The 12,292-nt window shown below is 71.0% G+C and carries 14 protein-coding genes; 10 read left to right on the forward strand and 4 right to left on the reverse strand.

Annotated features, from left to right (window positions below; all coding sequences use genetic code 11):
* Window positions 1–166: 166 nt before the first annotated feature.
* Window positions 167–583, reverse strand: a complete 417-nt coding sequence (locus ACZ5VC_RS17675; protein ID WP_468704436.1) for a CBS domain-containing protein — start codon at window positions 581–583, stop codon at window positions 167–169.
* A gap of 194 nt (window positions 584–777) precedes the next feature.
* On the opposite strand from ACZ5VC_RS17675, the gene ACZ5VC_RS17680 reads away from it, so the two are divergent.
* The 3 genes from ACZ5VC_RS17680 (at window position 778) to ACZ5VC_RS17690 (ending at window position 3,241) form a co-directional block, all read left to right on the forward strand.
* Window positions 778–1,419: a helix-turn-helix transcriptional regulator gene (locus ACZ5VC_RS17680; protein WP_469120940.1), complete on the forward strand. Its 642-nt coding sequence runs from the start codon at window positions 778–780 to the stop codon at window positions 1,417–1,419.
* The gene (locus ACZ5VC_RS17685; protein WP_469120941.1) at window positions 1,416–2,552 is read left to right on the forward strand and encodes an aminotransferase class I/II-fold pyridoxal phosphate-dependent enzyme; all 1,137 of its coding nucleotides are present in this window, start codon (window positions 1,416–1,418) and stop codon (window positions 2,550–2,552) included. Before ACZ5VC_RS17680 ends, ACZ5VC_RS17685 begins: the two co-directional genes overlap by 4 nt.
* 110 nt (window positions 2,553–2,662) lie before the next feature.
* Window positions 2,663–3,241 carry a Type-2Aa cytolytic delta-endotoxin gene (locus ACZ5VC_RS17690; RefSeq protein WP_469120942.1) on the forward strand — a complete coding sequence of 193 codons (579 nt, stop codon included), beginning with the start codon at window positions 2,663–2,665 and terminating at the stop codon, window positions 3,239–3,241.
* Window positions 3,242–3,339: 98 nt separating this feature from the next.
* On the opposite strand, the gene ACZ5VC_RS17695 is transcribed toward ACZ5VC_RS17690, so the two are convergent.
* Complete coding sequence (locus ACZ5VC_RS17695; protein ID WP_468704428.1) at window positions 3,340–3,741, reverse strand: hypothetical protein; 402 nt, start codon at window positions 3,739–3,741, stop codon at window positions 3,340–3,342.
* A gap of 296 nt (window positions 3,742–4,037) precedes the next feature.
* A complete protein-coding gene (locus ACZ5VC_RS17700; RefSeq protein ID WP_469120943.1) occupies window positions 4,038–4,961 on the reverse strand; it encodes a MurR/RpiR family transcriptional regulator in 924 nt (307 codons plus the stop codon).
* A 186-nt stretch (window positions 4,962–5,147) separates the two neighbouring features.
* Between ACZ5VC_RS17700 and polX the strand changes: the two genes are divergently transcribed.
* From polX to ACZ5VC_RS17725, 5 genes are all read left to right on the forward strand, one after another.
* Complete coding sequence (gene polX / locus ACZ5VC_RS17705) at window positions 5,148–6,866, forward strand: DNA polymerase/3'-5' exonuclease PolX (RefSeq protein WP_469120944.1); 1,719 nt, start codon at window positions 5,148–5,150, stop codon at window positions 6,864–6,866.
* Window positions 6,867–7,016: 150 nt separating this feature from the next.
* Window positions 7,017–7,412, forward strand: coding sequence for a cell division protein SepF (locus tag ACZ5VC_RS17710; protein ID WP_468704422.1), 396 nt, complete (start codon window positions 7,017–7,019; stop codon window positions 7,410–7,412).
* A 55-nt stretch (window positions 7,413–7,467) separates the two neighbouring features.
* The gene (locus ACZ5VC_RS17715; RefSeq protein ID WP_469120945.1) at window positions 7,468–8,646 is read left to right on the forward strand and encodes an AAA family ATPase; all 1,179 of its coding nucleotides are present in this window, start codon (window positions 7,468–7,470) and stop codon (window positions 8,644–8,646) included.
* Entirely contained in the window at window positions 8,643–9,011 is a 369-nt protein-coding gene (locus ACZ5VC_RS17720) for a nucleotide pyrophosphohydrolase (protein WP_469120946.1), read from the forward strand. Before ACZ5VC_RS17715 ends, ACZ5VC_RS17720 begins: the two co-directional genes overlap by 4 nt.
* A 125-nt stretch (window positions 9,012–9,136) precedes the next feature.
* Window positions 9,137–9,643: a DUF6099 family protein gene (locus ACZ5VC_RS17725; protein ID WP_469120947.1), complete on the forward strand. Its 507-nt coding sequence runs from the start codon at window positions 9,137–9,139 to the stop codon at window positions 9,641–9,643.
* 53 nt (window positions 9,644–9,696) lie between these two features.
* Here the strand turns inward: ACZ5VC_RS17725 and ACZ5VC_RS17730 are convergent, their stop codons facing one another.
* Entirely contained in the window at window positions 9,697–10,101 is a 405-nt protein-coding gene (locus tag ACZ5VC_RS17730; protein ID WP_469120948.1) for a hypothetical protein, read from the reverse strand.
* A 272-nt stretch (window positions 10,102–10,373) separates the two neighbouring features.
* Here ACZ5VC_RS17730 and ACZ5VC_RS17735 point away from each other — a divergent pair, with 272 nt between their 5' ends.
* Together ACZ5VC_RS17735 and mmuM are read left to right on the forward strand one after the other, a co-directional pair.
* Window positions 10,374–11,297, forward strand: a complete 924-nt coding sequence (locus ACZ5VC_RS17735; RefSeq protein WP_469120949.1) for an LLM class F420-dependent oxidoreductase — start codon at window positions 10,374–10,376, stop codon at window positions 11,295–11,297.
* Window positions 11,298–11,342: 45 nt separating this feature from the next.
* On the forward strand, window positions 11,343–12,281 hold the full coding sequence (mmuM, locus tag ACZ5VC_RS17740; RefSeq protein ID WP_469120950.1) for a homocysteine S-methyltransferase: 939 nt from the start codon (window positions 11,343–11,345) through the stop codon (window positions 12,279–12,281).
* Window positions 12,282–12,292: the final 11 nt, after the last annotated feature.

Genomic DNA, 12,292 nt, shown 5'->3' on the forward strand with positions numbered 1-12,292 from the left:
GGAACGACGGTTTTTTTTTCCTGGGGGTATACCCCCAACACCCCATCTGTCTGTTTGTTTCTGTTCTGTGTTCTTTTTGGTGGGGCCCCCCGCCCGCCCCCCCCCCCCCCCCCCCCCCGGGCCCGGACAGTGCGTCAGGCGCTCACTCAGGTGCCGGGTCGGGCACTCAGTCGGACGACAGGGCCTCGACCAGGTCTCCGACCTTCGGGTCCGGCAGCGCGCGGGCCACATCCGCCTGCGCCACCATGCCGACCAGGTCGTGTCCGTCGATCACGGGCAGCCGGCGGACCTTGTGGGTGCTCATGGTGCGCAGGATCTCCTCGGCGTCGTCATCGGCGCCGATGGTCACCGCCTCGCCCTGGGCGAACTCCCCGGCCCGGCACGCGCCCGGGTCCTTTCCGGCCGCGAGGACCTTCACCACGATGTCGCGGTCGGTGAGCATTCCCTTGAGCTTGTTGTCGGTCCCGCAGATCGGCAGCGCGCCGACGCCGAGGCGGGCCATCTTCTTCGCGGCCTCCAGGACGGTTTCCTCCGCCCCGACGCATTCGGCGCCTTCGGTCATGATCTCGCGTGCCGTGGTCATGAAGATCATCCTTTCGACTCTCGGATGGGTTCTGCAGGTCACACGCCTGCCCGAAGGCACGCGAACGTAACGCCTGAAACGCGCATAGCACCCTGCCGTGGGATGCCATTGGCGCCTCCTGGCCTTGCCGCCCAAAGAGTCTGGACTATCCATCCAATATGGACTTACAGTCCAGACAGGAGGAGGTGTCGACCATGAGCAACGCCGAGGACGGGGACGCCCGGGTGCGGATGTGGGGGCCCGTGTGCCAGGCCGTCGCGCTGCTGCTCGGCCCGTACGCGGAAGTCGTCCTGCACGACCCCGAAACCGACCGGGTCCTGGAGATCTGGAACCCCATGACCTCCCGCGGCCCGGGCGACCCGTCGCTGCTCGGGGAGCTCGACGCGCTGGACCCGGCGGCGCGGGACGTCTTCGGGCCCTACGAGAAGCTGCTCGCCGACGGCCGCCGGCTGTCCGCGGTGAGCGCGGTTCTGCGGGACGCGGAGGGCCGGGCGTCCGCCGTGCTGTGCGTCAATCTCGACCGCACGCCCCTGGAGCAGGCCGCGGCCGTACTGACCGCATTCGGCGCACCCACCGCGCTGCGCCCCGAGCCCCTGTTCGACCAGGACTGGTCCGAGCGCGTCCAGCACATCGTCGGCGCCCACGTACGCGAAACGGGCCGTCCGGTGGAGCGTCTGACGCGTCAGGACCGACTCGCCGTCGTCGGCCGGCTGGACGAGGCGGGCGTGTTCTCCGTCCGCCGCGCCGCCCCGGTCGTCGCCGGCGCCCTGCGGGCATCCCGGTCGACCGTCTACGCCCTGCTCGCCGAGCACAGATCCCGGAGGACACCGTCATGACCCGGCTGCCAGACTTCCGACTGGAAACGTACTTCTCCCGCTGGGAGTTCACCGCACGCCACCATCTGACCGCCTCCGACGTCCAGACGATGACGCTGGCGGAGCTGCTGGCGCTGGCCGACGACAAGGACCGGGACGCGTTCGAGAACCTGTCCCTGGGATACACCGAGACCTTCGGCGACCCGGCCCTGCGGGAGGTGATCGCCCAGACCTACGAGCACGCCGACGCGGACGACGTCATCTGCTTCGCGGGCGCCGAGGAGGGCCTCTATCTGGCCATGAACGTTCTCCTCGGGCCGGGCGACCACGCGGTGGTCGTGACCCCCAATTACCAGGCCGCCGAGACCGTGCCGCTCGCTCTGTGCGAAGTCGGCGGCGTCGCGCTCGACCCCGAGCGGGACTGGGCCCTGGACCTGGACGCCGTGGCCGCGGCCATCCGCCCGAACACCCGGGTCGTCTCGGTCAACTTCCCCAACAACCCGACCGGCAAGGTCGTCGACGCCGCCGGCTTCGCCGCGCTGGCCCGGCTGTGCGACGAGCGCGGCATCCATCTGTTCAGCGACGAGGTCTACCGGGGCCTGGAGCGGGACCCCGCCCGTACGCTGCCCCAGGCAGCCGATCTCTCCGAGCGGGCGCTCTCCCTGAACGTGACCTCCAAGTCGCTGGGCCTGCCCGGCCTGCGCGTCGGCTGGATCACCTGCCGCGACCGCGCGCTGCGCTCCCGCCTGGAGCGCGCCAAGCACTACACCACCATCTGCAACGCGGCGCCCAGCGAGGTCCTGGCCCGTATCGCCCTCAAGGCGCGCGACCGGATCCTGGACCGCAACCGGGCGCTGATCGCCGCCAACCTGCCGGCCTTCGACGCGTTCTTCGCCGAGTTCGCGGAGGACTTCGAGTGGCGGGCGCCGGACGGCGGCTGCGTCGCCTTCCCCCGCTATCTGGGACCCGAGGGCGTCGAGGAGTTCTGCACCCGGCTGGTCGAGGAGACGGGCGTCCTGCTGCTGCCCGCGAGCATCTACCGCTCCGAACTCACCGCGACTCCCGTGGACCGCTTCCGGATCGGCGTCGGGCGCCGCGACCCGGAGGAGGGGCTGGCGGCGCTCGCGCGCTGGATGCGCGCGCGGCGGGGGTGAGGTGCTCGCGGTGAGCCCCGGATGAGCGATCTGAGACGGTCGCGCCGGGCGGCGGGGTGAGCGGCATACTGACCCCTCCGAGTGATCACTTCCACAGATGAGGAGGAGTCATGGCCGCCAGTTTCAAGACGGTTTTCGAGGTGGGAGCGGCCCATCTCGCCCAGGCGCAGGACATGGACGAGAAGTTCCAGAAGGCGATCGCGCCCGCGACCGTCAACTTCGACTTCGGCAACATCCGCGAGGCGGCGAGCGCCATCCCCGGCAGCACGATCGTGAAGATGGTCCGTGGCTGGGGTCTTCAGGAGACCGCCCCGGTCCACATCATGGTCCTTTCCCTCAAGGAGGCCGTGCGCCAGGCGCTTCCCGAGTCGTTCGCGGGAGCCTCCTGGTGGGACGGGATGGAGCGGGAGCTCACGCGCGCCTTCACCGGCCTCGCCGCGCAGGAGGGCGAGCCGGGGCTCTCGTACTACGAGGAGACGGGGGACCGGACGAGTTACTACCGGGACCTGCTCTTCGCGCTCCAGGACGAGGAGACGGGGGAGTACATGTACGCCATCGCCTTCTGCATCGACGTGACGGTCGGCCTCGACAAGGCGAGCGTCGGCGCGCTGCGGGTGTCGGACATCGCCCCGTACGCGATCCGGCTCAACGCCATCGTCGTACGGCAGGAGTTGCGGCTCGCGGCCTGACAGGCCCCAACCCAGCGGCCCGCCGTCCCGGGCCGTCTCCCGGCCCGTTCACGCTTTCCGGCCGTTCCCGGCCCGGTACCGGCACCGCCGATAAGGGCTCAGCCGTGCGGCCGAACCCGCCTCGTTCCCGCCCCCTCGCCGTTCGCCAGGAGCGCCTCCGTGATGAGGCGGACACCCCGGGCCAGCCGGCTCAGCTGCTCCAGTTCGATGGCGTACAGCCGGATCGTGCTCTCGATCGTCGGCTCGGGCACGCCCAGCGTGGGCAGTTCCGCCCGGCATGTCTGCAATGCCACCCGCACCGCACGGATCTCGTGCTGTATCTGCAGCTGGGCGTGGCGGGCCAGCAGAACGGGATGGCGGGTCAGCGTGGAGTATCCGGCGTAGCGGGCCGGAAGAAGATCACGCAGCCAGCGGGCGGCGGTGCGCTCCCAGTCACGGTTGCCGGGGGTCCTCACCTGGCACGGCCAGTCGGCGCTGACGGGGATGAAGGTCTGGGACATCGTTGTCGCTTCCAGAAAAGACCTGAAGAATCTACTGAAAAGGTGCGGCGGCCCCGGCCCAGGGGTTGACCGAAGCCGCCGCGAGGGCACTCCGCGGGGAGCGCGGAATGCCCCGATGGAACAACCATGGGCCGGCATGAGGAGGAGGGACCGGCCCCGGGTGTTCTGTTGAGTGGCCCCTGGGGGCACCGGGGACTCTTGCAGTAAATATATATACCGTCCAGTAAGCAAGAGTATGAAAAAATTCATGCGGCCGGATGGCCGAAAAAGACCCGGACCGGCGGTGCGGTACGGGGTCAGTCCTCCAGGAAGAAGTTGTGCTGTTCCGCCGCCTGCTCGTACCCCTCCAGGCGCGCCTGGGTGCGTTCCGGGTCCGCGTCCGCCATGGCCTGCAGGATGGCCGCCGACAGCACCCCCGGCGCCGCGTACGAGTCGAAGACCAGCCGTGATCCCGTGCCCGCGGTGAGCGCCACATCGGCCTCCTCCACCAGCGGGCCGAGCGTCATGTCGGTGATCAGCGCGACGCGCAGACCCGTACTGCGGGCGGTCCGTATGGCGGCCAGGGTCTCGTTCGCGTGCCGGGGCATCGCGAAGGCCAGGACCCAGGTCCCGCCGGCCTCCCGCGACTGGAGCAGTCCGTCGTAGGCGACGCTGCCGCCCCGGGTCACGACCCGCACGTCGGGGTGGATCCGGCGCGCGGCGTAGGCGAAGTACTCGGCGAGGGAGACCGAGATCCGCAGGCCGAGGATGGTCAGGGGGACCGAGCGGGCCAGCTCCCGGCCGATGTCGAGGACCTGGTCGGTGTCCGCGAAGACACGGCGCAGCGACTCGAGGTTCTCGATCTCGGCGTCGACCGCCGCCTGGAGTTCGTTGCGGCGCCGCTCCACGCGGCTGTCGGGCGAGCCGGCGACCGCGCTGAGCGCGATGGGCTGCAGCGCCTCCCGCAGCGCCGGGAAACCGCTGAAGCCCAGGGACGACGCGAAGCGGGTGACGGACGGCTGGCTGACCCCGACGCGCTCCGCGAGGTCCGTGATCGACAGGAACGCCGCCTCGGTGAGGTGGTCGATCATGTACTGCGCGATGCGCCGCTGCGCCGGGGACAGCCGGTGGCCGCCGAACAGCGCGCGCACCCGGTCCGCGGGGGCCGCCTCCGTCTCCGGCGGGCGTCTGCCCGGCGTGATCGCGGCTGCCTGAGCGCGCGCCTGCTGCCCTGATGACACGGAGTGCCTCCTTCTGGTCCCATTCGAGCACAAGATAGTTCACCCGGGTTGGCTGCATACTGCATCCGTCGCGGGCAACTGCCCCGCGCGACGGGGAGCCTCGGGCGGCGCCGCGGCGGGCGGGCGCACCCGCCCGGCGACCCCGGCCGAGAAGCGCCCCGCCGCCCCCCGGCGCACCCTGGAACCATGGTCCGAGCCAACGAGGAGGTCCAGGCGGTCCCCCAGGAGTACGCCGACCTCGTCGCGATCACCGGAGGTGACGCCTTCAAGGCGCGGGCGTACGAGAAGGCCGCCCGTGCGGTCGGCGGCTACCACGCGGATGTCTCGAAGCTCGACGTCCAGCAGCTTCGGGAGATCCCCAATGTGGGCCGGTCCATCGCCGACAAGATCGTGGAGTTTCTGCGCTCCGGCCACGTCCCCGCGCTGGAGGAACGCCGGCAGGCCGTCCCCGCCGGAGTCCGGGAACTGATCACCATCCCCATGCTCGGACCGAAGAAGGCCATGCTCCTCTACGAGGAGCTGGGGATCTCCTCCGTCGACCAGCTCATGGACGCCATCCACCAGGAGCGGCTGCGCGACCTCAAGGGCTTCGGCGAGAGGACCGAGGAGAACATCCTCCACGGCATCGCCCTGATGCAGCAGGCGGGCAACCGCATCCTTCTCAACTCCGCGATGGACACGGCCGAAAGGATCGTCGCCGAACTGTCCCTGATCCCCGGCTGCGAGCGGTGCGCCTACGCCGGCTCGCTGCGGCGGATGCGCGAGACCATCGGGGACATCGACATCCTGGTCGCCGCCGAGAAGTCGGCCCCCTTCATGCGGGCGCTCGAAGCGCTCCCCGAGACGGCCGAGGTCGTCGCGCACGGCGCCAAGAAGACCTCCATCCGCACCACCAAGGGCCTTCAGGTCGATCTGCGGGTGCTGCCGCCCGACTCCTGGGGTGCGGGACTCCAGTACTTCACGGGCTCCAAGGCCCACAACATCCGCACCCGCGAGATCGCCGTACGCCTCGGGCTCAAGCTGTCCGAGTACGGACTCTTCGACACCGAGAGCGGCGAGAAGATCACCTCGGAGACCGAGGAGGGGATCTACGAGCGCCTCGGTCTGCCCTGGATCCCGCCGGCCCTGCGCGAGGACCGCGGCGAGATCGCGGCCGGACTGCGCGGTGAACTCCCCGACCTGGTCGCCGAGGACGACATCAGGGGTGATCTGCACACGCACACCGACCTCACCGACGGGCTCTCCCCGCTGGAGGACATGGTCGCCGCCGCGGCGGCCCGTGGTTACTCCTACTACGCGATCACGGACCACGCCCCGGACCTCGCGATGCAGCGCATGACGAAGGAGAAGATGCTCGCCCAGCGCGCACGCGTCCGCGAACTGGACCGCGCCCACCGGGGAATGAGGCTGCTCCACGGCACGGAACTGAACATCGGCCCCGAAGGCGATGTGGACTGGCCCGGGGACTTCCTCGCGGACTTCGACCTGTGCGTGGCCTCGGTCCACTCCCACTTCAACCAGAGCCGCGACCAGCTCACCCGCCGGCTGGTGCGTGCGTGCGAGAACCCGTACGTCTCCGTCATCGGACACCCCACGACCAGGAAGCTCGGCAAACGGCCGGGTATCGACGCCGACTTCGACGCGGTCTTCGAGGCCTGCGCGCGGACCGGGACCGCCCTGGAGATCAACGCCCACCCGGAGCGGCTCGACCTGCGCGACGAGGACATCCTGCGCGCGAAGCGGTACGGCGTGAGGTTCGCCGTCAACTCGGACGCGCACTCCACGACCCATCTGCCGTATCTGCGGTACGGGATCGGGACCGCGCAGCGCGGCTGGCTGACCAAGGACGACGTCATCAACACCTGGCCCCTCACCAGGCTCCGCCGCTTCGTCGCCCCGGGCTGACACTGCTTCCTCGCCCCGGGCTGACACCGCGCGACCGGCCCGCCGCCGAACCGGAAGTGACAGATCCGGCCGACTAATGATCTTGTTTCGGTCGACGGGCCGCCCGTGTCGGTGTTGGGCCGAACGGGTGAGTAACGGGAGGATGGGTGCATGAGTAGGTACGAGAGGTACGACGTCACCGACGAACAGTGGGAGGGCCTCGCCCAGGTCGTACCGCTGCGGGGGCGCAACGAATGGCCGTCCAGGGTCGACCACCGGACGATGCCCGAGTACGAGACCGTCGAGCAGCGCCGCATGGTCGTACTGAGGGTGCAGGTCTTCGCGGACGCCCGCGAGGTCGCCGAGTACCTCATCGCCCAGATCCCCGTGCTCCTGGACCTCACCAGCGCCGACACCGATGTCGCCAAGCGCATCCTGGACTTCAGCAGCGGCGTGGTCTTCGGCCTCGGCAGCGGCATGCACCGGGTCGACAAGAACGTCTTCCTGCTCGCCCCGGCCGGCACCGAGGTGGAAGGCGCCGCCGACGCCGCCGTCCCTCAATCGTAGGAAGGCGGTTCGGGCGGAACGGTTCCGCAGCAGACGATCCGCATACGGTCCATTCATGGACACCCTCCGGCCCGCCCTCACCGAACTGCGCCTCTCCTCCTTCAAGTCCCACCGCTCGGCGGTGTACCCGCTCGGCCCGGTGACGCTCTTCGCGGGGGCGAGCGGCACCGGCAAGTCGAGCGCCCTGCAGGCTTACGAGGCGCTGGCGCGCCTGGGCTCCGGCGACGAACTCGCCCAGGCCTTCCCCGATCCCGTGGCGTGCGTCCCCGAGCGCGCCGAGGCCGACCCCCAGGGGCGCAGGGGTTTCCGGATCGGCTGCACCACCGAAGGGCCGGCAGGATCCGTCCGGCTGGACCTCGCCGTCCAGGCCGAGCCCGCACTCCGCATCGTCGGGGAGCGATTGACCAGCGGCGGGCAGACTCTGCTCACGACCGCCCTGCGGGATCCCGGGCGCCGGACCGTCCAGGCTGAGTGGCACACGGCCGGCAGCGCCCCGGTCACCCGCGCGCCCCTGCCGGACGACCTGCTCGGGACGGCCCTGCTTCCGCTGCGCGTCGCCGGAAAGACCGAAGGCCAGCTCAGGGTCCTCGCGGCCGCCGAGCAGGTCGTCGTGGCGCTGCGCTCGGTCTTCGCCTGCGATCCGCAGCCGCAGCGGATGCGCGCACCGGTCGCGGTGGGCGACGGCCGGCTGCGGCGCGGCTGCGACAACCTGGCGGAGGTGCTCCATCTGACCAGGACCGACTGCACCCGCCGCCATGCCCGGCTGGCGGCGATGGCCCGGGCGGGCTGCGCCGGGCCGGTGACCGCTCTCGGCGTCTCGGCGCTCGCGGACGGAAGGGTGACGGCGGTGCTCGACCGGGGCGGGAGGGGCGGAGCGTTATCCGATCGGGGCGGGAGGGGCGGGGCGGTCCCGGAAGGCGTGGACGGCACGCCCTTGGGCCGCCTCGGCGACGGTGAACTGCGCTATCTGGCGCTGGCGCTGGTCCTGCTCACCGGGCCCGGGGTGCTCGCGATGGACAGGGTCGCGGAGGTCCCGGACGCCATGCAGAGCCTGACCGTGCTCGCCGACGGATTCGACCGGGGACTGGATCTCCGCCAGACGCGGGCGCTGCTCTCGCTGGCCGCCGGGATCTGCGCCGAGGGCCACATCCGACTGGTCGGGGCCGTGGGGGAGACGGGAGCCGGGTGCGCGCGGGAGACGGCCGGGGTGACAGTGGTAGACCTGGAGCCGTGACCGAGATGGATGTACCGGGACTGCAGCGCAGGCTGGCCGAGTTCGCGGCGTCGCGCCAGTGGCAGCCGTACCACACCCCGAAGAACCTGGCGGCGGCGCTCAGCGTCGAGGCCGCCGAACTCCTGGAGATCTTCCAGTGGTTGACCCCCGAGCAGGCGGCCCGGGTGATGGACGACCCGGAGTCGGCGCACCGCGTCCGTGACGAGGTCGCCGATGTGCTCGCGTATCTCCTGCAGTTCTGCGAGGTGTTGGACATCGACGTGCTGGCCGCGCTCTCCGCGAAGATCGACCGGAACGAGCTCCGCTTCCCCGTCGGCAGGCCTCCCGGGGGCGGCAACGAGCCAGATCGTCACTCTTCGGAGTGATCGAGTTTTCCCCATCGGGCTTCCTGTCCACAGATTTCCGAATTCCCCTGGCTTTTAGGCTCAGACGCCCTCACTCTGGGTAATGGAATGAGTAGCGGAAAGTCGTACGAACGGGGGCGGCGTACATGGAAGCGGAGCGGCTCATCGCGGTCGGCCGACACGCCCTGGCCCAAAGCCGGGACGCGCAGGACATCGTGGCGGAAGCCTGGCAGGCCCAAGCGCTGGCCCAGGCCATAGGAAGTCATCTCGCACTCTGCGGCCCGCTGGAGTTGCGGGGCGAGGCGCGCGGCCTCGGCGAGATCGTCGCGGGGCGCGGGCCGCTGGACCATCCGGCGCTGCGCACCGGTGGAGTAAGGGCCGCGCAGCTCACCGGAGTGGGCGACGCGCGCGTCGCGCTGACCGTACTGAGCGCGCTGCTCGGCGAGGTCGGGATCGCTCTCGTCGGTGTCGCCTGTGCCACCGACGAGGAAGGCCTGTACTGGCAGTGCATCGAGGCGATCGACGCCGCCGACGAGTCGAACGACCGGGTGCGGGGGATGCTGCACCGGCTGAGCGTAAGAGAGCGGGACAGAATGCCCGGCGGGACGCGTGGCCGGGCGGACCCGGCGGACTCGGCGGCGGGGCCGTCGTGATCCGAAGGCCGACGAGCCCCGCGAGGCGCTCGGGGCCGAGGGCGGGCCGGTGGTCAGAGGGGCGCGCGGCCGGAGAGGTCTCCGTCGGTGCCGGAGATGTCGCCGCCCGCGCTGCGGAGAATCTCCGGCGCGGCGGGCGGGGTCGCTCCGAAGACTGTGGCCGCAGACGCAGACGCAGACGCAGACGCAGACGCGGACGCGGATGTGGACGCGGATGTGGGCGTGGAAGGGGGAGCGGACGTGGGCGTGTCCCACGAGAGTGCTCCGGCGGCCGAGGGGCGGTCGGCCGAGGACTGAAGGTCCGCGTCGAGCCGGGACAGGTCGGCGGTGAGCGCCGCCATCAGCTCCTCCATCTGCTGAAGCAGGCCCTTGGGGGCGCCGGCGCCCTTCTGCTCGGGCACGGACTGCTGCTCCGGCTGCTCCGGCATCGCCTGTTCGGGCGCGGCTTCCTGGGACATGGCGGCCTCCTCGGCCCCGGCCTTCCCCGCTGGGGAAAGGCGGCAAGAGAACACGACGCACCGGCACAAGCCGCCGGCGCGCGGGCCGGGCGGTCCGGCTCCGCCCGAGCCAACGACGGGCGCCCGCACCCGGTCACTGGCCGCGCCGGAGGGGGTCCGCCAGGGTGAGGCTTATTCACCCGACCGGGCCGGTGCCGTACCGGGAGTGACGAGGAGGTTGACGCCGGGGTGACGAGGAGGTTGGCGCGCGCACGACGGTGCAGGATGGAGGCATGGATCTTCGAATCTTCACGGAGCCCCAGCAAGGGGCGAGCTATGACACCCTGCTGACCGTCGCCAAGGCCACCGAGGACCTTGGGTTTGATGCCTTCTTCCGTTCCGACCACTATGTGTCGATGGGGTCCGTGGACGGCCTGCCCGGTCCGACCGACGCCTGGATCACGCTGGCCGGTCTGGCCCGGGAGACCCGGCGGATCCGGCTGGGAACGCTGATGACCGCGGGGACCTTCCGGCTTCCCGGAGTGCTGGCCATCCAGGTCGCCCAGGTCGACCAGATGTCCGGCGGCCGGGTCGAGCTGGGCCTCGGAGCGGGATGGTTCGAGGAGGAGCACCGGGCGTACGGCATCCCGTTCCCCAAGGAGAAGTTCGCCCGTCTCGAAGAACAACTGGCGATCGTCACCGGACTGTGGGGCACCGAGGTCGGCAAGACGTTCTCCTACGAGGGGCAGTTCTACCAGCTCAGCGACTCGCCCGCGCTCCCCAAGCCCGCCCAGGAGAAGGTGCCCGTGCTGATCGGTGGGCACGGCGCGACCCGCACCCCGCGACTTGCCGCGCAGTACGCCGACGAGTTCAACATCCCCTTCGCTTCGATCGAGGACAGTGAGCGTCAGTTCGGGAGGGTGCGGGCGGCGGCCGAGGAGTTCGGGCGGTCCGCGAGTGACCTGGTGTACTCGAACGCGCTGGTCGTCTGCGTCGGCAAGGACGACGCCGAGGTGGCTCGGCGGGCCGCCGCCATCGGGCGGGATGTCGACGAGCTCAAGGCGAACGGGCTCGCGGGATCGCCGGCCGAGGTCGTCGACAAGATCGGCCGCTATGGCGCCCTCGGCGCGTCCCGGATCTACCTCCAGGTCCTCGATCTGGACGACCTGGACCACCTGGAGCTGATCTCGGCGCAGGTCCAGTCCCAGCTGGACTGATCGCCTGCAAGGAACACGAGACCCAGCAGGAGCGAAGGAGGAGTCGTGAGGCCTGTCCGTGCACTCGCCGCCGCGCTCGCCGACGAGGTGCTCGTCCTCGACGGCGGGCTGTCCAACCAGCTCGAGGCGCAGGGGTGCGATCTGTCCGACGCGCTCTGGTCCGCGCGGCTGCTCGCCGACGGCCCCGAGCAGATCGGGGCGGCGCACACGGCGTATGTACGGGCGGGGTCTCAGGTGCTGATCACCTCCAGCTATCAGGCCACCTTCGAGGGGTTCGAGCGGCGGGGCGTGCCGCGGAGGGAGGCGGCGCGGCTGCTGGCGCGGAGTGTGGAGCTGGCCCGGGAGGCGGGGGAGCCGGCGCCGCGCGAGGTGTGGGTGGCAGCGTCGGTCGGGCCGTACGGGGCGATGCTGGCCGACGGCAGCGAGTACCGGGGGAGGTACGGACTGTCGGTGAGGGAGCTGGAGCGGTTCCACCGGCCGAGGATCGAGGCGTTGGCGGCGGCCGGGCCGGACGCCCTCGCGCTGGAGACCGTGCCCGACGCCGACGAGGCGGAGGCGCTGCTGCGGGCCGTCGAGGGGTGCGGGGTGCCGGTGTGGCTCTCGTACAGCGTCGACGGTGAGCGCACCCGCGCGGGGCAGGAGCTGGGGGACGCCTTCACGCTCGCCGCGGGGGTCGACCAGGTCGTCGCCGTCGGGGTCAACTGCTGTGAGCCCGGGGACGTGGGGCGGGCCGTGGAGATCGCCGCCGGGGTGACGGGGAAACCGGTGGTCGTCTACCCCAACAGCGGTGAGGAGTGGGACGCCGGGGCGCGGGGATGGCGGGGCACTGTGACGTTCGACGCCGGGTTGGCGCGGGAGTGGAGCGCGGCAGGGGCCCGGCTGATCGGCGGTTGCTGCCGGGTGGGCCCGGAGCGCATCGCGCAACTGGCCGCCGTCGCCGCAGATGGCCCGCCGCCCGACCCGGAGCCCGGCCCGGGGCCGTGACGAAAATGCCT

The sequence above is a fragment of the Streptomyces sp. NPDC033174 genome (assembly GCF_055577795.1).

Coding starts and splice junctions, on each gene's coding strand:
- ACZ5VC_RS17715 (WP_469120945.1), top strand. CDS start 7,468: ATGGACACCCTCCGGCCCGCCCTCACCGAACTGCGCCTCTCCTCCTTC.
- ACZ5VC_RS17685 (WP_469120941.1), top strand. CDS start 1,416: ATGACCCGGCTGCCAGACTTCCGACTGGAAACGTACTTCTCCCGCTGG.
- ACZ5VC_RS17680 (WP_469120940.1), top strand. CDS start 778: ATGAGCAACGCCGAGGACGGGGACGCCCGGGTGCGGATGTGGGGGCCC.
- ACZ5VC_RS17735 (WP_469120949.1), top strand. CDS start 10,374: ATGGATCTTCGAATCTTCACGGAGCCCCAGCAAGGGGCGAGCTATGAC.
- ACZ5VC_RS17725 (WP_469120947.1), top strand. CDS start 9,137: ATGGAAGCGGAGCGGCTCATCGCGGTCGGCCGACACGCCCTGGCCCAA.
- ACZ5VC_RS17675 (WP_468704436.1), bottom strand. CDS start 583: ATGACCACGGCACGCGAGATCATGACCGAAGGCGCCGAATGCGTCGGG.
- polX (WP_469120944.1), top strand. CDS start 5,148: ATGGTCCGAGCCAACGAGGAGGTCCAGGCGGTCCCCCAGGAGTACGCC.
- ACZ5VC_RS17730 (WP_469120948.1), bottom strand. CDS start 10,101: ATGTCCCAGGAAGCCGCGCCCGAACAGGCGATGCCGGAGCAGCCGGAG.
- ACZ5VC_RS17695 (WP_468704428.1), bottom strand. CDS start 3,741: ATGTCCCAGACCTTCATCCCCGTCAGCGCCGACTGGCCGTGCCAGGTG.
- ACZ5VC_RS17690 (WP_469120942.1), top strand. CDS start 2,663: ATGGCCGCCAGTTTCAAGACGGTTTTCGAGGTGGGAGCGGCCCATCTC.
- ACZ5VC_RS17710 (WP_468704422.1), top strand. CDS start 7,017: ATGAGTAGGTACGAGAGGTACGACGTCACCGACGAACAGTGGGAGGGC.